The sequence below is a fragment of the Brenneria sp. L4-2C genome (genome assembly GCF_040240335.1).
Classification (GTDB): Bacteria; Pseudomonadota; Gammaproteobacteria; order Enterobacterales; family Enterobacteriaceae; genus Brenneria.
The window spans coordinates 182080-204194 of the sequence record NZ_JBEIAC010000006.1 but is presented as its reverse complement, the minus strand read 5'-3'; the positions used below and the strand labels follow the sequence as shown (position 1 = coordinate 204194).

21 protein-coding genes and 3 pseudogenes are annotated in these 22115 nt (G+C 48.4%); 4 read left to right on the top strand and 20 right to left on the bottom strand.

Annotated features, from left to right (window positions below):
* The first annotated feature begins 138 nt into the window (after positions 1-138).
* A pseudogene (locus ABRZ26_RS11830) lies at positions 139-1288 on the top strand (IS3 family transposase).
* Positions 1289-1399: 111 nt separating this feature from the next.
* Here ABRZ26_RS11830 and licT read toward each other — a convergent pair.
* The 4 genes from licT to ABRZ26_RS11810 all read right to left on the bottom strand — a co-directional run bounded on the left by licT (position 1400) and on the right by ABRZ26_RS11810 (position 5880).
* Positions 1400-2236 carry a BglG family transcription antiterminator LicT gene (gene licT, locus ABRZ26_RS11825; protein ID WP_319604390.1) on the bottom strand — a complete coding sequence of 279 codons (837 nt, stop codon included), beginning with the start codon at positions 2234-2236 and terminating at the stop codon, positions 1400-1402.
* A gap of 206 nt (positions 2237-2442) precedes the next feature.
* Positions 2443-3477 (bottom strand): Gfo/Idh/MocA family oxidoreductase, encoded by a 1035-nt coding sequence (locus tag ABRZ26_RS11820; protein ID WP_223881672.1) that lies wholly within the window; start codon positions 3475-3477, stop codon positions 2443-2445.
* A gap of 2 nt (positions 3478-3479) precedes the next feature.
* Entirely contained in the window at positions 3480-4445 is a 966-nt protein-coding gene (locus ABRZ26_RS11815) for a Gfo/Idh/MocA family protein (RefSeq protein ID WP_150437295.1), read from the bottom strand.
* A 43-nt stretch (positions 4446-4488) separates the two neighbouring features.
* On the bottom strand, positions 4489-5880 hold the full coding sequence (locus tag ABRZ26_RS11810) for a PTS transporter subunit EIIC (RefSeq protein ID WP_150437296.1): 1392 nt from the start codon (positions 5878-5880) through the stop codon (positions 4489-4491).
* Positions 5881-6533: 653 nt separating this feature from the next.
* Between ABRZ26_RS11810 and ABRZ26_RS11805 the strand changes: the two are divergent.
* Positions 6534-7476: pseudogene (locus tag ABRZ26_RS11805) on the top strand (IS5 family transposase).
* A gap of 2029 nt (positions 7477-9505) precedes the next feature.
* On the opposite strand, the gene ABRZ26_RS11800 reads toward ABRZ26_RS11805, so the two are convergent.
* The 6 genes from ABRZ26_RS11800 to pilL2 are packed head-to-tail and all read right to left on the bottom strand — an operon-like array spanning position 9506 to position 14528.
* Positions 9506-10204: a TIGR03747 family integrating conjugative element membrane protein gene (locus tag ABRZ26_RS11800; RefSeq protein ID WP_150437297.1), complete on the bottom strand. Its 699-nt coding sequence runs from the start codon at positions 10202-10204 to the stop codon at positions 9506-9508.
* Positions 10197-12308, bottom strand: coding sequence for a type IV conjugative transfer system coupling protein TraD (gene traD / locus ABRZ26_RS11795; RefSeq protein WP_150437298.1), 2112 nt, complete (start codon positions 12306-12308; stop codon positions 10197-10199). The genes ABRZ26_RS11800 and traD overlap by 8 nt, the downstream gene beginning before the upstream one ends.
* Positions 12305-12802: an integrating conjugative element protein gene (locus ABRZ26_RS11790; RefSeq protein ID WP_150437299.1), complete on the bottom strand. Its 498-nt coding sequence runs from the start codon at positions 12800-12802 to the stop codon at positions 12305-12307. The genes traD and ABRZ26_RS11790 overlap by 4 nt, the downstream gene beginning before the upstream one ends.
* Positions 12803-12847: 45 nt before the next feature.
* Positions 12848-13363, bottom strand: coding sequence for a lysozyme family protein (locus tag ABRZ26_RS11785; protein ID WP_150437300.1), 516 nt, complete (start codon positions 13361-13363; stop codon positions 12848-12850).
* A complete protein-coding gene (locus ABRZ26_RS11780; RefSeq protein WP_150437301.1) occupies positions 13339-14025 on the bottom strand; it encodes a TIGR03759 family integrating conjugative element protein in 687 nt (228 codons plus the stop codon). Before ABRZ26_RS11780 ends, ABRZ26_RS11785 begins: the two co-directional genes overlap by 25 nt.
* Positions 14026-14036: 11 nt before the next feature.
* On the bottom strand, positions 14037-14528 hold the full coding sequence (pilL2, locus tag ABRZ26_RS11775) for a PFGI-1 class ICE element type IV pilus protein PilL2 (RefSeq protein WP_150437302.1): 492 nt from the start codon (positions 14526-14528) through the stop codon (positions 14037-14039).
* Positions 14529-14673: 145 nt separating this feature from the next.
* On the opposite strand from pilL2, the gene ABRZ26_RS11770 reads away from it, so the two are divergent.
* Positions 14674-14919, top strand: coding sequence for a type II toxin-antitoxin system Phd/YefM family antitoxin (locus ABRZ26_RS11770; RefSeq protein WP_150437303.1), 246 nt, complete (start codon positions 14674-14676; stop codon positions 14917-14919).
* Positions 14920-15045: 126 nt separating this feature from the next.
* On the top strand, positions 15046-15294 hold the full coding sequence (locus tag ABRZ26_RS11765; RefSeq protein WP_223881679.1) for a type II toxin-antitoxin system VapC family toxin: 249 nt from the start codon (positions 15046-15048) through the stop codon (positions 15292-15294).
* Positions 15295-15447: 153 nt separating this feature from the next.
* Here ABRZ26_RS11765 and ABRZ26_RS11760 read toward each other — a convergent pair whose 3' ends face one another.
* The 10 genes and pseudogenes from ABRZ26_RS11760 to ABRZ26_RS11715 all read right to left on the bottom strand — a co-directional run bounded on the left by ABRZ26_RS11760 (position 15448) and on the right by ABRZ26_RS11715 (position 21352).
* Positions 15448-15636 carry a hypothetical protein gene (locus tag ABRZ26_RS11760; RefSeq protein WP_150437304.1) on the bottom strand — a complete coding sequence of 63 codons (189 nt, stop codon included), beginning with the start codon at positions 15634-15636 and terminating at the stop codon, positions 15448-15450.
* A gap of 45 nt (positions 15637-15681) precedes the next feature.
* Entirely contained in the window at positions 15682-15966 is a 285-nt protein-coding gene (locus tag ABRZ26_RS11755) for a hypothetical protein (protein ID WP_150437305.1), read from the bottom strand.
* Positions 15967-16187: 221 nt separating this feature from the next.
* Positions 16188-17426 (bottom strand): annotated as a pseudogene (locus ABRZ26_RS11750) (DNA cytosine methyltransferase); the annotation flags it as partial.
* An 18-nt stretch (positions 17427-17444) separates the two neighbouring features.
* On the bottom strand, positions 17445-17582 hold the full coding sequence (locus ABRZ26_RS11745; RefSeq protein WP_150437307.1) for a zinc finger domain-containing protein: 138 nt from the start codon (positions 17580-17582) through the stop codon (positions 17445-17447).
* A gap of 388 nt (positions 17583-17970) precedes the next feature.
* On the bottom strand, positions 17971-18225 hold the full coding sequence (locus ABRZ26_RS11740) for a hypothetical protein (RefSeq protein WP_150437308.1): 255 nt from the start codon (positions 18223-18225) through the stop codon (positions 17971-17973).
* Positions 18215-19084, bottom strand: coding sequence for an integrase domain-containing protein (locus tag ABRZ26_RS11735; RefSeq protein WP_150437309.1), 870 nt, complete (start codon positions 19082-19084; stop codon positions 18215-18217). Before ABRZ26_RS11735 ends, ABRZ26_RS11740 begins: the two co-directional genes overlap by 11 nt.
* A 493-nt stretch (positions 19085-19577) precedes the next feature.
* Positions 19578-19880 carry a transcriptional regulator ProR gene (gene proR / locus ABRZ26_RS11730; RefSeq protein WP_150437310.1) on the bottom strand — a complete coding sequence of 101 codons (303 nt, stop codon included), beginning with the start codon at positions 19878-19880 and terminating at the stop codon, positions 19578-19580.
* Between the two features lie 4 nt (positions 19881-19884).
* A complete protein-coding gene (locus tag ABRZ26_RS11725; protein ID WP_150437311.1) occupies positions 19885-20238 on the bottom strand; it encodes a type II toxin-antitoxin system RelE/ParE family toxin in 354 nt (117 codons plus the stop codon).
* A gap of 449 nt (positions 20239-20687) precedes the next feature.
* A complete protein-coding gene (locus ABRZ26_RS11720) occupies positions 20688-20894 on the bottom strand; it encodes a helix-turn-helix domain-containing protein (RefSeq protein ID WP_094107104.1) in 207 nt (68 codons plus the stop codon).
* Positions 20891-21352, bottom strand: coding sequence for a hypothetical protein (locus ABRZ26_RS11715; protein ID WP_172290872.1), 462 nt, complete (start codon positions 21350-21352; stop codon positions 20891-20893). Before ABRZ26_RS11715 ends, ABRZ26_RS11720 begins: the two co-directional genes overlap by 4 nt.
* Positions 21353-22115 lie beyond the last annotated feature (763 nt).

Genomic DNA, 22115 nt, shown 5'->3' with positions numbered 1-22115 from the left:
TTTCTCCGTATCGGTTAATCAATCGGAGCACAACACTGTTTTTCCCACTGACCAGTACGTCGGACTTTGAGCTGTCTGATCCTACCCACGAATAGTGGACACGCTGTTAAGCGAGTAAAATCGTTAACAAGGTGAACCATGACGCAAGCAAAATCTGTGAAGAAGACATCCCGTAATCAATATACCCCGGAATTTCGCCAGCAGGCGCTGGCGCTGGCTGAGCGCATCGGTGTGGCCAAAGCTGCCCGGGAGCTCGGCCTGCACGACTCTCAACTCTACGTCTGGCGCAGTAAACAACGTCAGCAGGGCTCCACCTCTGAGCGTGAGCAGCAACAGGCAACAGAAATCGCCCGCCTCAAGCGCCAACTGGCCGAGCGGGATGAGGAACTGGCCATCCTCCAAAAGGCGGCCACCTACTTCGCCAGACGCCTGAAGTGAAGTACGCTTTTATACACCAACATCAGGCGGCGTTCTCAGTGAAAAGCCTGGCCCGGGTGTTGCGTGTCTCGCGCAGTGGCTGAAGCGCCGGCAATCCTCCTCGCTGCGGCAGATGCGCCGCCAGCAGTGTGATGAGCGGGTGGCGCAAGCTTTTATACAGGCAAAACAGCGCTATGGCGCGCCCCGTTTGACGCAGGCGTTGCGTGAAGCCGGCCATGGCTGGAACCGTAAAACGGTGGCAGCCAGTCTGTGACGTCAGGGATTACGGGCCAGAGCGGCGCGTAAGTTCAAAGCCACGACAAACAGCCGGCATAACCTGCCGGTGGCGCCGAACCTGTTGCAACAGGACTTCAGTGCAACGGGGCCGGACCAGAAGTACGTTGGGGATATCACCTATCTGTGGACAGAGGAAGGCTGGCTGTACCTGGCGGTGGTTATCGACCTGTATTCGCGTCGGGTGGTGTGTTGGTCAATGTCGGAACGAATGACGGCGGAACTGGCGTGCAATACGCTGAAAATGGCGCTGTGGCGGCGAAAGATGCCGCGAGGCGTGATAGTTCATTCTGACAGAGGTAGCCAGTATTGTTCCCATGATTATCAGGGTGTTATAAAAGACAATGGACTGATATGCAGTATGAGCGCAAAGGACTGTTGTTTTGATAACGCCTGTGCGGAAAGCTTCTTCCACAGCCTGAAAGTGGAGCTAATCCACGGAGAGAGGTTCAACACGCGGGAGGAGATGAAATCGGCGGTATTCGAGTATATCGAGATAGACTACAATTGGCACCGACGGCATAGTGCCAACGGCGGGCTAAGCCCGGTGCAATTTGAGGAAAGAAACCTCGCTTAAGGCTGTGTCCACCGTTGCTGGGCAAGATCAGTCAGGAGTAACGATACGCTTAAAGACGACAAACCAGATTACGTATAACCTTAATTCCTTGCAGTTGTTATCATGTTCGACTTAGCACCGGTTATCTTTACGAATCTGTTCGATATGAATGGCAAGAAACATCACTTCTTCTATTGTTAATTCATACTGATAGTGATTCAGCAGATGCGCTTTAATCTTTTCCGCACATTCCCACGCTTGACTATAATTGATTTTGATCGCAGAGTGTAAATTGGTATCGTCATCCTGAACCGTAGAGCGGTTCAGCATCCGTTGCGCAAAGAACTTTAGATGAGTAACAAAGCGATGGTAACTTAAGTTATCCTCTTTATACTCCAAATTGAGCTGATATTTCGTGATATCCAGAACTTCATTTACTATTTGAGTAATGTGGATTACTTCTGGCATTTCATGACCGAGTTGAGCAGTGACCAGATGTAATGCAATGAAGCCCGCTTCATCCTCAGTCATTCTGACGCCAAGACGATTGTCAATGATATCAATCGCTTCAAGACCCAGTTGATATTCTTTAGGATAAAGACGTTTTATTTCCCATAACAATACGTTGCGGATATTGATGCCTTTCTTATGGCGTTCAAGCGCGGAGTAGCAGTGATCGGTAAGTGAGATATAAATATTTTCCTGCAATTCCCCCAGTTTTTGCTTTGATACGTTGATAATACGATCGCATGTCGTCATCACTTCAATAGGAATCTGGCCGAGTAGCTCGCTTAATCTGAACGTGATTTCATCATTTTTTAAAGCAAATATTTTTTCAACTTTTCTGTCATCAAGCATATCGTTGGTTTTTTTTTTAAATCCTATGCCGAGCCCCATAACGACCTGCTCTCGATGGTTTTCGTCCAAGACCACAACGATGTTGTGGTTAATGACTTTGGCAATTTTCATCATAACCTCAGAAAAAATCTGAAAGATTCAGGTTTACCTGCCAATAAAGTAACAGATATGCATGCTAAAATAGCACTTTATTTTTTTAATTCAATATGAAGCAACATCCAGTATTTTCATTCAACTAAGCCGGGAGGTTAGAATAGTCGCATAACGGAAAAATAGGAAATGAAGTGTTGAAAATAACTTCATTCCCAAGATAACGATTATTTTAGGTGAGCCGTTCCTTCCTCCAGGACGGATATTTGCAATATCGTTTGTTCATCAGAAACAAATTTTTCTTTACCACTCACGATGGACTCATAAAGCATATCATAAATACGTCCATAATCGCCTACTTCGGAAGTGACTTTCTCTTCATGATAAGTACCTTCATCATCATAATAAATGATGGTTCCATAGTCGCTGGGATTATCTACGCCAAAGTCGTCGTGATCGGGTAAGTAAAAAAGTTTTAAATGTTCTTCCTGCCGATCTTTTTTCTCTTTGATGAACATTCCGTGTTTGCCATATACGACAAAACTGGGGCGTTCTTTTACTCTGAAGAAACTGGATTTTACCGATACTTTAACAATGCCGTAATATAAGTCCAGATCAAAGTAATCATTCATTCTGCCCTCGCCAAGCAACTGGCGAACATCATAATGAATACGATCGGGATTACCAAAATAAGATAATACTTGATCTAATGTATGACATCCATGACCGTATAGGTAGCTATCGATCTGTGCATAATTTTTACATTGTTCCGGGAAGTAGGGACGATAATAGTCATAGTGCATTTCTACTTCCAGCAGATCGCCTAATTTTCCTGATTCAATGACTTTCTGGGTAGTAAGAAAATCACTGTCCAATCTTCTGTTTTGATAACATTGAATTACTCGATTTTTGTTTTTCGCCAATTCGAATAATTCTTTTGCCTGGCTGGTGGTGTGAGTGAAGGGTTTTTCCACCAGACAATGCTTATTGGCATTAAGAACTTGTTTTGCCAGTTCGTAATGGGTGACGGCGGGCGTACAGATCACAATCAGATCAATATCGGCATCATTTAACAGAACATTGATTTCGTTTGTGTATGTGACATCGGGGATCTCCACCCAGTCTTTTTTCCCTTTATTGGGGGAGTAAATCGTTTTTACATGAAATTTGTCTTTTCTCTGTAATACAAAGGGTAAATGGTATCTATTGGTACTTTTACCATTTCCGATATAACCGACGGTAAGCATCTTATTGCTTTTCATTCTTAATATCCCCCTTTATTGATTCGTGCGGAATCAATAATATCCAAGGCTTGTAAACTGACGTCCAACATAGCATGAGCGCGCTCATAATCCAAATTATCTATGATATGAGAAAATGTTTCAAACTCATAATATAGTCGGTGTTTGTTATCGTTACTATCAATTAACTCCGATTCACCCGTGTTTTTATTCAGAGTGAATGATTTAAGAACGTTCATAGAGCTTTCTATAGTAATATTACCTTCAGTTCCTTGAATCGATATCATAATCGGCGCTTTACAATCTTTTGCGCCAATGCTGGACACTTTGAATTTACCATAGTCTAAATAGAGAATCCCGCTGGTGTCGACGCCTTTCTCTACATTTGAAAAGTATTGCGATGCTTTTGGCGAACCGAATAATCCAATAATGGAATGTATGTTATAAATGTTCAAATCCATTAATGCGCCGCCATGCTTTTGCGCATCGAATGCTGGATGAATTATACCTTTCTTGAAATCTGCGTATCTTGATGAGTACTGGCTGTAATTAAATTGAGCGATTTTTATTTCACCCAATATCTTGATTTTTTCTTTCAGTAACGTAAATGCAGGAAGGTAATGAATATTCATTGCCTCAAGAATTATCAGGTTGTTAGCCTGAGCGATCTGTTGCATTTCAATAAGCTCGGATTTATAAGGAACAATCGGCTTTTCAATAATGACGTGTTTTCCTTTTTCCAGCGCTTGTTTTGCAAAGACGAAATGTAAATGATTCGGGAGAGCGATATAGATAGTGTCGACATCGCTCTGTAGCAAGCTGTTATAGTCAATAAAAACATGCTCAATTCCATAGGCATCGCTTAATTTACGACCTTCTTCAATCGTGGCTTCTGTTGCCAAAATAGCGACTAATTTGATATCCAACTCGTTGACCGTGGTCAGTAAATCATTAACGATCATTCCGGTGCCGATAATTCCAATTTTCATAGATTATCTCTGCTCTTTATTTAAAAATCTAAATGGATTTTCATTAATCTTCAGGGTCATTCCATCCCAAAACTAATGTCATGGTAAAACATAGTATGAAAGACATTACCGCCGCAGTTACCGCGTAAATTAAATTGGCATACTCGCTGCTTTTCATAAACATTAATATCGCTACCAAAGAGGGCACGCTGAATGCATATGCTTTAAGTGACACCACACCGATAAAGATACCCGTTATCCCTGACCCAATCATCGTTGCAATGAAGGGCTTGCGAAGTTTTAACGCCACGCCATAAATAACGGGTTCGGTTATGCCGGATATCGCTGCGGTGATGAATCCGGAAATCGAAATGGCTTTCAGATTGGTATTTTTAGTTTTCCAGGCGACGGCCGCACTGGCGGCGGAAAATCCGATATTTACCGCCAACATGGCCGGTAATACAATGGACTCGTGTCCGCTTGTTCCCATTGAGCTAATCATATAGGGCACCATCGCCCAATGCATGCCGGTAACGATAAAAAACGGCAATACTGCTGAAAAGATACCCAACGTCAGCCAACTGAAACTTCCCTGGCTGGCCGAAATAATTACCGACGCGATCCCCGAGCCAATAATATTTCCCAATGGCGCCAGCAGAATCAATGAAACAGGGACGCAAACTAGCAGTATCAACATGGGTTTTAAAATTGTTTTAGCCCATCCTGAAATATACTTATCGGCAATAGGTTCTATGATAGATAAAAACCATACGATAAGAAAGGCGGGAATAACTGACGAAGCATAATGCGAAGCTACCACAGGAATGGTTAAAAATGACGAATTCCCTTGTGTAAACATCGAAATAAGATCAGGATGAATAAGAATACTCACGGTGGCGACTGATAACAACGGGCTGCATTTCATCCTCACCGCAGCCGAATAGGCCACCATGATAGGCATAAAGTAAAATGCCGTATCACTGATAATGCTGAGGATCTTGATCGTGGGATATTCTGTCGATATATTGAATAAGTCCAAAAGCAGGATAACTATCTTAATCATTCCGCAGCCAATAAGCACCGGCAGCAGGGAGCTCATGGTTCCGGTAATAACATCAAGGATTGCGTTGCCAATTTGTTTGATTGACAACGATTTGCCGCGTTCTGATAGGTTTTCTTTTGGCAGGACTAACTGGTCAGCATTATCATTTACTGATATTAATTTCATTAAATCGGCGTAAAACCGAGATACATCCGTCCCAACTATTATCTGATATTGTCCGCCTCGGCGGGATATCCCCATTACGCCTGCGATATTTTTAACGCGTACATCGTCAATTGTATCGTCATTTATTAATACAAATCTTAAACGTGTCATGCAATGGGATAGTGAAACAATGTTCTCGACTCCACCTATTTCACGCAGTATGGCTGATGTTGAGTCCACCGTTTTCATAATAAAAACCCGCCTTTATTTTTAGGAAAAAAAAACCTGATTTGGAGAAATTCCTATTGAAATAGAAACTTCGCCAAATCAGGTTTTGCCCGCTATGCAGCCACAATCCGCTTTGCAGTCACAATCCACATGTATAATTTAATAAAAAACTGGTATTGACAATGTAATCAACACAATATTGTGATCAAGGTCTCATCACTAACTGAATATATGTAGATATCTGACTTACATCGATGTGGCTTCCGTGAAGGGCGTATTAAATAACTTAGTATATTGTGGTGACGACGCTAATTAATTGAATTTTATTGAAAATGAAAGATTTTAGGTTGAATGTGGAGAAGCGTATCTTGGGTCACTGTAGAGAACACATCCTGATTTTTGCAATCTGTATCAGATGAAGCCTTATCGGAATTTCGGGGATCATGACGTAATCACAGAAACAAATCTGTGGACTTCGATTTACTGTGTTGATGGATAACAGGAATACTCGCCTCCTTCGCTCGCCGGTCAGTCTCTATAGCTGGTCGTTCATAACGATTGGAGTGCCATTCATATCGAAGGAACGACATAAATATTGCGGCTTAGTTGAATAAATCGAACTTTTAGGCAATTGGCGGATCTTATCACGAAAGTCGTTTCAACAGTGGGCTGCCATGGCAAAGCAAAAGTTTAAAATTTCCAACTGGTCTGCCTACAACAATGCGCTCAGGCAGCGTGCCTCCCTGACTGGGTGGCTCGTGCATGGACTGATTGTGCTCACCCTGAAGGTCGTGGCCGACCGTTTCACTACACCGATATGGCCATCACAACGGTTCTGATGTGTTTAACCTTTCGCTCCGCGCATTACAGGGCTTCATTGACTCTATTTTTAAATTAATGACCTGTATTATGTTGCCCGGATTACTCTCTGGTCAGCAAACGAGCAAACGAGCAAACGAGCAAACGAGCAAACGAGCAAACGAGCAAACGAGCAAAGGGCGTCAATATCAGTATAAAAATGCCTACCCGTGGCGAAATCTCCCACCTCGACATTGACGCCACCGGACTGAAAGTCTTCGGCGAAGGCGAATGGAAAGTCAGGCAGCATGGGGCTGACAGGCACAGAGTATAGTGCAAGCGTCATCTGGCCGCGGACAGTACAACGCATGATATTATCTGTGCCGATTTATCGCTCAGCGGTACGACAGATGCGCAGGCACTGCCGGGACTGATTAACCAGACCTACCGGAAAATCAGGGAAGCATTAGCTGACGGTGCTTATGACACCCGTTACTGTCATGATGGGTTGCTGAGGAAAAAAATCAGGCCACTTATTCCGCCACGAAGCGGTGCGCACTACCGGCAGACAAGTACCAAGAGTGTAACCGCGCCGTGGCGAATCAGTATCTGAGCGGCAGTAATGATACCTGGAAAAATAAAGCTGGTTATCACCGGCATTCAGTGGCAGAAACGACGATGATTCCGAATCAAAACCCTCTGGGCGGTCATCTGAGCCTGCGGGATTATGACGCGCAGGCAGGCGAAGCGATGGCAATGGTTAAAGCGCTTAACCGGATGACGTTGTTGGGGATGCAGGACAGCGTCAGGATCGCATAACGAGTGCATCGGTGGGAACCCTGCTGTTGGCTGGCTCTGAATTATTCAACAAAGCCAGATATTGCATCAATTTTCTCGGAACAGCCATCAGGTAAATCAGAGCGTTGTTTGTTACGCAGAGACATAATTGCAATACGTTTCATGAATATGTGATGTATCCAACCATAGGATAATATCTGCGGTCGGAAAACGTAGATCGAATGTTCTGCGATGATAACTACTTTCACATTTCCAGCGAGAATCTCTTATCACTCTGCTACTGAACTTACTTGCCATTAGTTTAGGCCAATTTTGCCCTCATGTCGCGATGGATCTCTGGGGACCGGCCTGTTTTCCCCTATTTGGTGCCTAATGAAGATCTTCCAATTTATGCATTTTATAAAATAACAATACGTTTTTTTGGGGGGAGCAACGTTATGAGTAGGTTAGTTGAAGAGAAAAGTCCAGAAAGGAACTTGTGTTTTCATGATGTAGTCATTCGTTGTCGCCAAATAAAAAAGGTGTATTACAAGGAGAACAATACCTGAATAATAATTTTCCTTTGGTTTTTCTTGTTGTTATTAAATTGATGATATATGGAGACATCTTTAATGTCAAATGTATTCGATGTATTTTTGTATATAACATTGTCCTTTATGAGTTTCATTACCTCATTAATTTTATCTTGTATTGAGTTGTTCTCAGTTACGTGAATTCAATGCTTAAGGTGAAAATGAGGAAAATCAATATCAGGCCTCTCTTTCCAAAACGAAGGTGGAACACTCTAGTCAGATAAAAAACCATAATGAATGAATTGCCCTCCACGTTTTAGTGCATAAGATGTGCACATAGCATCATATCCACCCACACAATCAAGTACGGCGTCAACACCATCTGATTTTTTATTTAATTAAGTTCATTATAGTAGTTCCTATTGCCAAGTATTATGATGCTGTAGACTGTGTAATTATTAATAAAACCTTTTTCAGGCCTATGTCTTATGATGGTTATTTGGTTTTTTTTCATGCAGTTGGCGATGCGAATAAGCATTCTTCCAATCGATGAATTAGCCGCATTAATTATAAGATTTACGTTATCTCTAAGTGGTAATCTTTCTGACGTGATTAATAATGCTGTCATGGAATTAATATGACCGATAGCTGCTTGTTGTTCTGATATATCATTGGGGATAGAAAAAAACATTTCGCCTAAATATTTCTACTGGTTTGCCAGGCCCCCATGCTGCCAATAGGTAATATGAGCTATTTTATATTTAGATCCGTTGCCGATGAACCAATATTACTGATTCTACCTACCCCCTCAAAGCTAGGAGATAAGTGGGTTTATTCTCGATTTATATGCTCAGAAAATAGTGATTAAATCTGGTGAATTAATGGTGAAGAATCATTCTCACTCGTTCCATATTCGGTAATATATCTTCACAGTTACACGTTGATTCTATTTCCCGGGGTCTCTTACAATCGATCTTGTATACTCTTCTCTATACATATTAGTATCCTCCCCCATATGTTTGTTGATTTTAGCATTTGCTATAGTATGGCGGAATAGTCTTTTTATAAAAATCTGGTTGTTATGAATAGTAGGATACTCATTATTATATAATTCAATCTATTGGTGGTGATTATTTCTTATAATCATGTTCTCTGATGTTGAATATTTTGTTATAACTGGTATTGTCAGTGTTTTTATATGAAATATCCACTTCTATATATAAGGTGTGTTGGATTTTTTTTTCGCCAGAAAATAATGGCTCATCGCCTAATCCGGTTAATAACCAATTCAAATGTTATCATCTTTCCAGTTTCATCTGTAGGCTATGTTTATTTGTTTCGGGAAATTGTTGCCTGGAGCGGATTTCTGTTGGTGTGTGGCATTTTAATAGAAATAGATTGTAAGTTAGATGTTTCTCATGTTTGGTGCTCGCATTATATTAAATAGCTTCGCATAATAGCGCTACACATGTAGATCATAACAGGTCTCGCACGATTAGACGTGAAGCATCAAGGTGAAAGTTATTTTATTTAGATGTTCACATGTATTTCTTAAACGCCCCCACTGTAATTGAAACCGTCACCCCCAGCAGAAATGCCGCCGGCAATAAAATCACGCAGGGATTGATGGAGGACGGCAATGAAAGATAAATCATCCACGCCAGAAAAAACGTCGGGATAATGGTTCTTTTGGCGTGATGATAGATAAAGCCGGACTCGTATCCACAGCCGAAACGGCGAATATCACGACGCACCAGTCCGTCAACGATCCCAGTCAGCGCCGCGAGGATAAAGAGTAGAGAGGTTAATAGCAGAATAAATACTCTCAGTACAAAGGTCAGCGTGATATAAATCGTTGCTTTGACATAACTGTCTAACCAGTAAAACCAGTCGCTGTCTTGTTTATGGCGTAGCTGTTCCAGCCAGGGAACGAATCCGGTATCCATAAATACCCACTGCCATGTTTTACCCAGAATAATATCCAGTTGGTTCACCGGATCCGACATTAGCAAACTCCGGGTGACATTTTCCGCAAACCAGTTTAATTCCGTCTCCATCATTATACGGCTGTGTTCCGCGCCTTGTTCGGACCAAAGAAAAGCGATCCCCAGCCATTCAACAATCAGGCTGAAAAACAACGAACCGATAAGCGCTGCGCAGATCTTTCCCAGACTCGACAACAGCGTGGAAAGTACTCCTTTTGGGTGGGCAACAGGCTGGTTCGGGGTCTCACTCATCCATTCCTTCCTGTAGTGTGGACAGCAAATCTGCATGATGGGGGACGGTATCGGGGAGTGTTGCGCTATTCCACCATTGCTCCCCGGTACGATAACTAGCTTTCATATATTCCGTCAGTTGCAGGACACTGTCTGGCATAAAGGTGTCGTCAATTGCTGCGGGTAGCGGCATCCTGATTTTCCATAATTGCCCGCCTTCCAACAGAGCGAAAGCTTGTCCTTTCGGAAGCTGGATCAATGCAGCCGGGTCGATAAGCGGCACGCTGACGGCACTGACGCGATCCTGAGTATTGCTGATAAAATCCGATTCATGATCGGGATTGGAGGAATCAGTGACGCCCGAGATGACCGTATTGGTCAGCACGTCCACATTGTGTAACTGCGCGGTCATCAGCTCTGCAGTGGCGGTTTCGCGCACGCGCAGCATGATCAGATTGTTGAAGTTGCCGATAACCTGCCGGGCTTTTGCCGCATTGCCGAGACGAGCTTCAATATCACTCAGCGTTTGGGTGTAAGCGGTGACCTGGATATTTGCGCCGCCGCCTTTGTTAATCAACGGAATAAATTCATCGCCCATCAGTTCGCTGAATTCGTCGCAATGGAGATTAATCGGGACTTTTGTCTGGCTTTCATCCTCAGGCAGGCCATCATTGACGCCGAATTTATAAATATATCCGGCAACGCTGACCAGATCGGCGAACATACTGTTACCCACGGCGGCGGCTACGTCGGTATCGGATAATGCGTCCAGCCCCACGTACACAATACCGCGCTTACGGATGATCTGCTGCCAGTCGAATATCGGGCGGGGATCGTCCAGATCGCTGTACGAAGGGGCCAGTAATTGCGCCGTTTTCCCGGTAGTCAACTTTTCTAATAACGGCAGTAATGAGGCCACGATTTTATCAAAATACGTCTTATCATAACGCACCGCTGAGCGCAGACCGTCCAGAATGGGATCATAGAGCCGTGTTGCGGCCAGATACTGCTCCAGCGCCACGACATAGTTATCCCGACCCTGTAGATTACGCGGCGTATTTTTGTCGGTCACTTTCCCGGCTATCTGCGCAATAACATCCCAGGCTTTGGGTTCATGTTTTGGCAGGTAATACTGCGCATAGCGGATAAACAGATCGTCGATATTGATAACGTGCCGGGAGATTTGCAGGTAGTCCGGTCGATGACCCAGTTCAATCAGGGCGCGAGCGATAATATTTACAAATCGCCACGCAAACTCTTTAAATGCGGCGCTATCCCCCTCGCTGGAAAGCTGTCCAGCGATACGCCCGGCCACTTCAGAGATACGGCCAAATCGCCCGATGGCGTTATAGCGCGCGCTGATATCCGGCCAGCCGAGATGGAAGACGTAAAATTCATCTTCGCGACCGGCGCGTTTCGCTTCAGCGTAAGTCCGGCGCAGTAAATCCGCGTCACCTTTCGGATCAAAAATGATCACGACCTCGCCACGGCGGATATCTTGCGTAATAAACAGTTCTGCCAGCCGGGTTTTGCCCACGCGGGTGGTGCCCATGACCAGAGTATGACCGACACGCTCGCCCAGCGGCAGGGTGACGTCGGTTTCATGCAGTTCGATGCCGTGCAGCAGGGGGCTGCCGCCAACCGGGGGCAGCGGGCGTACCGGGTTCAGCCAGTGGTTGTGGGAGAGACAGCGTCGGACAATAGGAAATGGCGCATCGCAGACTTTTTCCAGTTTCCGGGCCTGTTGATACAACCAGTGAGGATGCACGTATTTGGAGACTTCCGGTCGTCGGCAGGTATGCAGGCGCTGGGTGTGTTTTTGCTCCCAGCGAAATCCGCGTCCGATAAACAGCAGGTGGCGGCTGACCGGCACCCGATCGCTGGACATTACATAACACGGCAGCCGGCGAATATTGCGTCGATAGCGCAAAATGGTCAGCCCTTGCCGTCCTCTGAATCCGGCAAACAGCAGAAAGCCCCCGGCCAGCGGATAGCTGACGGAAGGCGAGAGCATCAGTGACCACGGCGCGACCAGACAGATGGCGCCTGCCGCCAGACCCGCTGCGGCGCTGTAGAGTTCCACTGCCGGACGCAACAGGGTTTCGATGACGTGACGGTCGCTCATTGCGACAGCCCGGACGCCGTGATGAGCACCGGATACGCAGCCAGTTGCAGACGCTGCGCCAAATCGTCGCCGTTGACGGGGAGCAGCGTAAGATCGCCCGCTTTTTCACGCAGTGCGCGTAAACGTTCTGCGGACGCCACGCTGACGACCAGCCCGGTGGCGTTCAGTGATGTCAGCTTCGTTTTGTTTTTACCCAGCCATTGCACAGAAAGGGGGTCGTCGCCGATTAAAAACAGCGGTGTCATGCCCGGCAGCGACAATCGGCGCGGTGTGACGGGGCCGGGATGCAGACGTGAGGAAAGAACGGGGAAAACGGCTTCCGGTAAAGGAACAGGAAGTGCGGAAGAAGAGGCGGGTGCGTCCGGTTCAGGCGCAATGGCGCTGAATAGCGGGGCGGTGGATTCGCCGCCAAGATCGGCGATGACGATCGGTGACGCGCCAGCCTGAAATGTGGTAGCAAGCAGAACGATGGTTGGGGAAAAGGCTTTCAGCATGGCATGAATTCCTTATTTTCTGATTTCATGAGTTCATGGCGGAGATTACAGGTGACGGAAAACCTGCTGGCGATAGCGTTGCGCCGGTTTTCCGCCTGCCGGGCGGTGGTAGCGTCCGACGGCTTCGGGCCAGCTCTGCCATTTGTCGTAGTGGCGGCGCAGCAACGTAGCGGTGAGGTGCAGATTGGGATACGGCGCAAGCGCCTCACAGGGATGGGAAAAATGGTGGCCGTTCCAGCCGAGATTGATTTGTCCCAGTCCGGCATCAATGCGCTTTGGGCTGGTGGTGCGCAGGAACCGGTGCAGGGCGGCGCAGGCTTGCTGTCGGGTGGCATAGCGGTAACCTTTTCCAGCTACGTTGAGCGTCCATGGCCATGGTCTGACGTCCTGCGCCAGGCGGGCGCCGCTTTCCGTCAGCGCGACGGCGTAGAGAAGATCAGCCGGAACCTTGTTCAGCCAGGCGACCTGCCGGTAGCCATAGGGAATATCCGGCGCCGCATGGACGGACAGCGCGAACGGCAGCAAAAACAGGGATATCAGGGTGTGGTAACGGGCAGCCATGCGTCCCCCCGGCGTTCGAGTACCGCAGGCATTTTCCCCTGGCCATTTTGCATCCAGCGCCCGCCGTCATGGTTGAGGGTAATTTCCCTGCGCTTCACCCGCGTAATATCAATACGTTTGCTGATGGCCCAGCGCCGCAGGCGGGCATCATCGTTGTTGCTGTCGACCAGATAGAGGTCGAGCGGATGGTCGGATTGAAGCAGGACGCTGAGCCGGGTATCGCAGGCCGGACAGTTTTCCGACACAAAAACCGCCAGACGGCTGTCTTCATGCGCAGTCGGGAGCGAGGCTGCGGCTACCGGCAGCACATCCGGGAAGCGGCGTTTCCACGCAGCGTCGTAGGCGCGTTGAAACGCCAGCTCTTTTTCCACCCGCTGAAACTCTTTTTCGACCAGCAGGTCGGCGTATTTACGGCGCTCGGCATCGGTGGCGGCCTCCACGCCGAGTGTGGTGAGCGGATCGAGATCCGGCGACCAGATGCCGCGTTCGCCGCGTTTGAGTTGTTCGTAGCGCGTCCATTCTTCCGGCGTCAGTCCCCAGCGTTGTGCGCCTGAGAGCGTGGACAACGGTTTTTCAGCGCTGCGGGTGGTGTCCGTGGCGGTTTCGGTGGCGGCCTGCGCCAGTGGTATGGCGCAGGCGAACAACAAGGGCAGGATTTTCATGTCGCCTCCCGTCAGCTCATCAACCGGTCGGTGGGCGCGCGTTGAAAACAGACGGTGCGGGTCACTTCATCCGTGTTCATAACCCATGCCTCTCCGGCAATCACCCGGAGCGCATCGTCTATTCGCATTGGTCCCATTGAACGCTGGATATCGGGCAGGGGGCTGGCAAATAGCTGCCGCGTGTCACGGGTCACGGGCAGACACAGTCCGTAGCCGGTGCCGGAAAGCCAGGCGCGCAGCGCATCGCCTCGGGTGGCGGTCGGCCGGTTTTTCTTTGGCGCGGGAAGGGCATGGCTTGTCACCTGACGCAGTGGAAATGTCAGTGTTTCATCCGGCGTCAGACTGACCAGCGTGTATCGTGCGGTATGCACGACTTCAATGGGCGCGGGAGTGGCGGAGATGCTCTGGGTGTGGGTTTCGGAGGGCGTAACGGTGGCCGTCTTTGCTGTACAGGCTGACAGGATAAGGATTACGGTGATGGGCCATAAACGGGATTTCTTCATGATATGCTCCGGTAGTGGGAAAGGCCGGGACAGAATGAAAAAAAACGCGGGGAAAAGCGGCAAGAAACTAAAATCCTGACGTTGGACATTTTATCCTTTGAACTAAACTAATATGACTTAGTCCGTTAGTTCGTCTGGAGGTATTATGCAAACAGTGAACATTCATGAGGCGAAAACCCATTTGTCCCGGCTGGTTGATATGGCCGCGAAGGGGGAGTCCTTTATCATAGCCAAAGCCGGTAAGCCGTTGGTCAAAGTAACGGCATTGAGCGCGCCGGAGCCTCAGCAGGAAAGGCGGTTAGGGTTTATGGCGGGCAACATCAACGTGCCCGATGACTTTGACCGGATGGGCGAAGGGGAGATTGAGCAGCTTTTCGGCGGTGACAAATGAAATTTTTACTCGACACCCATGTGTTGCTGTGGGCATGCCGGAAAAACTGTCTTCATCAACAGCGAAGTTGCTGGGTTCGCCGGAAAATGAGCTTTTTTCAGCGTAGTCAGTCTTTGGGAAGTCGTCATTAAGCGCGGGCTGGGACGTGACGATTTTCAGGTCGATGTGCGATTGCTGCGCAGGGGGCTGCTGGATAATGGTTACAGCGAATTACCTATCGCCAGCGAACATGTTGTTTCGGTCGAGAGTCTGCCTGCCGTTTACAAAGATCCTTTTGATCGTCTGTTGGTGGCGCAGGCGACAATGGAGGGCATTACGCTGTTGACCACCGATGCGCTGGTTGCACGGTATCCCGGCCCAATACAGCAAATTTAGGCGACGTCTTTCACCTGTAATGGCTATGGAAACCTTTACTGAATCATTATTTTTTCATGTCATGACGCATCATAAGAATGACGTCCGTTAAGACGTAATGGGGTTACATTACGGGATATACGAATTCAGGATTGATTTTGCGCAGCGAAGTATTCAACGCATAATGGATGCGCCGGTTGCTGTTTTAAGAGAACGGGGAATTAGCTTTCCAATAATATCGTCAGGCATCCAGCTTTCAATAATCACTATGCCGGCGCAGCTGCGCAGTTGAGCATGACGTACAGCAACTTCCTCTATGCTATTGATGTTGATCGTGGTATCGCTGCCACATGATTTTTCCATCGTTGCTCCTCAGGTGTTTATGTTGTCGAAGTCATGACGGCTATTTCACTTATACCACCATGTATCAAATTGTTCGGCGAAATTTGCCGCCTGCTGGAGATCTGCACCGAAATGTTGTGTGAAATAACCTTCGGGCGTGGCGTAATTTACCCTGCAGCCATTGTTATGGCACTCCATTACGGCTGCGTTGGTCTGGTATTTTTGGGCCAAACGAATGAGATCATCAAGCTGGAAGCCATGTTGCAGCGCGGTGACCAGCATGGTCTGTACCGCCTGCATTTCAATATTGTACAGGCACTGGGTCAGGTTCTGGATGTTGGTGTCGGTCATGGGGGCTCCCGCAGGGATAATGAAAAGAGGATTTCCGGTTTGCGCTCTCTGCTTGGAGGAAATAGCAGAGATAGGGACGCTGTCAGCGACAGCAGACTGCCGGCGTAGTGAATCTATTCCGGGAACAACGCTGAATAAAAAACTCACATTCGGTTAAATAAGAAAACTGCCTGCTTTCGGCAGGCGGCTTATTATTAAAGAGATGCTGACAGATAATTACTGATCCGTGCTCCCAGCCATTTTATAACCGGAACCGGCATTGAATTGCCCAGCGCTTTATAACGCGGAGAATCTGGACAGTCCTGCGTCGTTTTCCCCCTCCAGGGAATACGCGTGTACTGATCGGGAAAGCCCTGCAAACGTTCATACTCCACAGGCATCAGGCGGCGAACCGCATATTCACTGATGACGGCATGCAGGGTATGCGACGTATTATACAGGGGGTAGCACAATTCAGCCGAGAGGCCCGTATGATGCCCGCTATTTTTTGGGGTACGATGAATAATATTGCTGGCAATACAGGTCGCCGGAAAGACAACCAGATCATGCGCATCTTTATAATCGCAGGCATTACAGGTGCTGCTGATAGGGCTGGCTTTGTATTCACCTAATCGCTGTTTGTTATAGACGATCGCGGACATGCATTTCTCGTCAGTACCTGCCGCAGAGGTTGGGGTAATCGTCGTCCGGACGCATCTGCCCGGCGCAGGATCCCTGCGCACGCTCGGTAACTCAAACAATATTTCGGCGGGATCGACGTGTTCTCCAGCACTTGCGATAACAAACAAACGCTTGCGGCGCTGGGCGAGTCCGAAATGTTGGGCATCGAGCACTCGCCATGCAATGGCCCTGTGGGCGCCATACACACAACCTGCGCGGGGCCATTTGGGAATATGCCGACGGTATTTTTTCGACCAGCGCCAGAATGCCGAAGATTTTTGCGGCGTGGGTGGGAGACCGGGTCTGAATGGTATATCCGTGCCAGCCAGTCCGGCAAGGAAATGCCCAAAGGCGTTGGTGGCGTCACTGAGGACTCCGGGAACATTTTCCCACAGGATGAGTGCGGCATGTTTATTGTTCTCCTCTCGTTTAACATCAATGGCGTCAGCCAGCCGGATATACGCCAGAGTAAGTTGTCCACGCGGATCGGCCAGACCCCGTCTCATGCCGGCCACGCTGAAAGACTGGCAGGGTGTGCCTCCAACCAGAATATCCGGGGCGGGAATATCACCACTCGCGATCCTGTCGGCGAGCAGCGTCATGTCGCCGTGATTAAGGATGCCGGGCCAGCGATAAGCTAATACTGCAGAAGGAAAAGGCGCTATTTCACTAAACCAGAGTGGTCTGAAGTGCAGGTTCTGCCATGCAACACTGACAGCTTCAATGCCACTACAGACAGATCCGTACGTTAATGTATTGTTTAATGTCACTGTTCCCCTCCGTATGGCTGGGATGCTCATGGCATTCGGTTAGGCAGCTCAGTGGCTGTGGGTGAAGTGATTGATGGTTTTACAACGCGGACACTTGATATGAAGGCTGGAGAATGGACCTGCAAAGGCCAGCAGGCGCTGACATTGCCCACACCGCAGGGGGTGTTCAGTTTTCTTTTCCGTCATGACTCCTCTCTTCGATAAGGATATGAAGTTGCATGATGAGACCATGCAGAGAAAAGAGGTACTAGAAATTCAGACTGCCGGCGCGATAAATATGGAAAGCGCCCGTTAAGGGCGCTGACAGGTGTTTGCCTGGAAATATAAGTGTAATAAATTCCCGGATATGATCTTACCAATCATACCGATCCGCATATGAGGAAGCTCACATGGAAATGATGCTGTGGTGGTCGGATTATCTGGACATCAGCCGCGAAGGATATGTCGCGCCGTATATTTTTGCGCGACAGCATAAGGCCGCGGGTACAGCCTGGCGGTTAATTCTCTGACAGGAGCAGATCCTGACGAACGGGATCTGCTTCTTTGCTTTCTGAAAGGTTTTACCTTCGTATTTTCAACGATTAATCGGGAAACGTCTAAAATTATTCCGGCAGAATATTTTTAGGTCGTTACCTATCAATACGGGAAGTTTTTTAAAGGAAAACTTATCGTCATAGCGACGATAAAAAATCTGCACCATAGGATGGTTTTCTGCCGACACGACACTGCGCCAGAACCCGATATTCCGGCTAACTGCACCAGTTGCCATCCGTCGGGAAAACGCAAGGTTGCACCAGAGACAAGAATCATCCATCGTTTCAACACCCATAAACCTGCGCCACATAACGCCCGCGCCCGTCGCCGTGGCCCAAATCCATCGCCGTCAGCGCCAGCGCCTCTTTTTCACTGAATCCCTGCGCCAGATAATGACGAATGGCATCCTGCGCCCAGGCGTAGCGCAATGAATGCGGGGAATATGCGCCGGTCAAGCCGATACGCGACGCCTGACCGTGCCAGTATTTCATCGCAGTTTTCAGGTCGGGCCTGTCAATCAGCTTGCCGTTGCGGCTCTCTGCCACAGCCAGCGCATTTTCCAGCGCTTTTCTGACTGCGCCAGCATCCAGAATTACCGTTTCGCGAGGCCGTCCGCCTTTAGTGCCGAACACCACGGTAAGCCGGGTTTCGCCGCGCTCCAGCGCCTGTTTCCACGTCCTGAGCGATTGCGCACACTGCACTGCTTCCTGAGAGCGCAATCCCATCAACCTTGAAAGCTCCAGCGCCGCTGCCATCCCGGTGTTTTTTTCACGAGCGGTTTCCAGCGCCTGCCGGTAATGCTCCGCAGTAATGGCCTGCCGGGTGCCGTTACGGGATGCGCCGGATAAGCCGAGAGATTTATTGGACAGCCGTTCACTGGTGGCTAATCGATCACGCCCGGCTTGCTTCAGCAGACAGCGGAGCGCCGCCATTTCGTTTTGCAGGCTGCGTTTCTTTATGCCCTGCTCCAGTCGTTCCCGAACGTAATTCTCAATATGTCGGGCTTTCAGTTGCTCCACCCGGCGGATCTGTACATTCTGTTCCAGCAAGCGCTCACAAAATCGCTGCGCCAGCGCCATGCGATCGTGGACGGTTTTATGACTGCCGCCCGCCTGCCGCGCCAGCGTTTTCATTTCCTGCTCCAGAATGCCCATTTTCTCTTTCCCCTTTTCATGATTGCCGCAACTCCAAAATCTGATACAACTTTTCCCCGGCGCGTAGGCCGATAGCCCCTGATATTCGTCGGGGCTGCGAACGATACCTGAGCGCCGGGGCGGCAGCCGTTGAGGTGTTGCGGGGCTTCGGTTGTGCTCTCTGAGCAGCCGCCAGCGTTAGCTGGTTATCCCCCGGATCGTCCTGATCCCCCTCCGGTATCGGTTCAAGTTCTCCTGTGAGTGAAAGTGGGTTGAATCACGGTGTCAGAATCCCGCCGTGCGTTGGCGCAGTTGAATTGTCTGGTGCAGTAACATGGCGCTGGTGCGTCACTTTCCCGCTCGGCGCGGTTAAAGTGACGCACTGGACTGGCGCAGTGAGTGAAAATTGAAATTTTGGTGCAGGATTGCGGTCACGCGACAGCAAAGCCTACGTCAATGCAGGCCGCAGCCCGTTATAAGGGAGCTGACGCTCCGGTTCAGGGAGCGTCAGTATTTACAGTACAAATCCGTAGTGAGAACCATCCGGCAGTTCAACATCAAGGCGCAGTTTGCCGCCGGTCGCCTCAACGTAACGTTTAAGCGTGGACAGTTTCAGGTCGCGGCCCGGTTTTTCCATACCGGCAACGGTAGGCTGCCTGATGCCCAGAGCCTGCGCCATTTCAACCTGTGTTTTTTGCACTATCTCACGCAGTTCGGCAAGGTGGATGTTGAGCAGGATGTCCGCCGACATCGCCTGAGCGTCGGCCACGACTTCCGGTTTTTCATCCGCAAGAAGCTGTTCGAGCGTTCTGCCCATCGCGTTACTCCTTATCATCTAATGTCTTCAGATAATTCGTGAATTCCCGGTCAGCAACCGGGATCATCTGGTCATAAAAACGTTTTTCATTGCCGACCTTGTTACCGCCGCAAAGCAGAATGCCGGTTAGGTAAGGATCGAAGGCGAAAAACACCCGTATCGGATCGCCCCGGCTCTGAACGCGTAGTTCTTTCATGTTGCTGTAGCGAGAGCCTTTAATCGTATCGGCATAAGGTCTGGGCAAACCCGGCCCTTTTTGCCGCAGAACGATAAGCGACGCCAGCACGTTGGTTCGATCGATGGTACTGAGTGAACTGAACCAGCCGTCAAATATGTCCGTTGTTTTAATCGTCCACACAGGACCTCCTTATTAATATAGCGTAAAGCCTATATAGGTACAAAGCGATAATGAAGAGACTGAAGTCGCCCAAGGCGAAATGCATTCCTCTTTACCGGGAAACTAAAGGCGTATTCCAGTCATCATTACATGTTGTGTAAATGCGTCTTCGCTTTGCGGCGCAGGCCTCAAAAACAGCGGGAAGGTGAAGCAGAGTAGAGAATGACCTTAACCGCAATGCGGTCCGGCATTTTCAAAGGTTGATGCCGGTAAAAAGGCGACCATCCTGATACATCAGGCGCTTCTCTCAGGTCATGAAGCATTTTGTGCCGGTGGGATATTACTGCTCAGCACAAGGTGCAGATAAGAGAAAACTGTTTTTCCCTTTTAAAGGATTATTGGTCGATTTTTGGCAATCTGATAAACAGGAAACGGCGCAGAACCCGTATCGGATCTGCGCCGGTGGAACATCAATGGTAGCGAGAAGGCCAGATTTGCTCAGGCGCGACGCCCAGCGCTTCAGCAATCAGCCTTTCCCCTTTGGGCCAGTGTTTTGTCAACGCATTCGCCAGCGTGGAAGAGGCCAACCCTGCGTTACGCGAAACCGCTGCCATCGACGTTCCGCGCTTTTTCAGCGCCGCAATAATATCGGCGGGATGCCAGTCCTGTTGGTTCATGCGGTCACCTCATCAATGCATTTCACGCCGTCAGCAGTGCGTATCCAGCGCGGAGCTTTCAATTCAGCGGCAAAGTAATCAACCAGTTCTGCCAGGAGCCAACACAATTGTTCTTCCGCTTGTGGCGGAAACATCCGGCAAAGCAGAAGCTGAGTCAGGGTAAAACAGTAATCGCAAAGCGTATCCGCATCAGGGGCAAAACGAGGAGAGTTTGTGGGCAAGGTATCAACGGTCAGACAGTCTATCAGGTGAGGCGGAATAGGATCGCGCAGGCCCGGTTTTAACAGCGCAAGCGCGGCGGCGAGCCTTCCGCACAGTGCCATTTTTAGCGCCGGATCGTAGCTTTCTGCCTGAGTCTCTGCGAGCTTTTCGCAGCGGTCTGCCAGTACGGTGAAATCCGTGGCGGCGCTGAAAGGAACGGTAAGTAACGGGTGAGTCTGGGTGAGGATTGTAGCCATATTGGCAGCCTCCTGTAACGGGTAATAAACCCACCACCGAAGAGACCAATCTTGTGGGTGGTGGACTGGACGGAGTTGGTCTTACCGGCGTTACAGGAACCGGCGCATCTTTCGATGCCCCCGCCCAGCCCACCATAATTCAATAGTTGTGCTGGATTTACGGTATAAAAAAAGACGCAAGGCGCGTCATATACCGCCTGTAACAATTCGGGAGACCAATCCCGGCACCTGATTTTGCAGATGCGCTTAAAAGATACTGCTTTCTGTTAGCAGTAGCAAGCGGGGTTTTTAGAGATAGATCGCAGAAAATAAAAACGTTATTGATGAGTCTATAACCAGCTAATAAATAACGGTTTGAGTGACGATGTAGCCTATCAAAAATATAAAAAAACGCTCATAATACCTGACGTCAGGTTCTCTGTGTTTTCTTGTTACTATGTTTTTTTTGATTGCTGCTCATGTTCATAAATGTCGATGGCTCTATATGCAAATATTCCTTACAAGAAATTAATAGTGACATTTTGAGTTTTTTTGAGGATCTCTGTGTAGCCAGAAAGACAGATTGGTGACATTATCATTCATTCAAATAAAAAGATACTTATGATTATAATAAAAATATGAAATATTAGTTCTGCAAGAGCAAATGATTAAGATTATGGTGTCCGGATTTGCGGAACAGATTGAAACATATCCCGAACTGAACGATTTCATCTCAATACAGAGCTATACAGCTTTATCTTATGCGGCACACTTAATTGTGTGC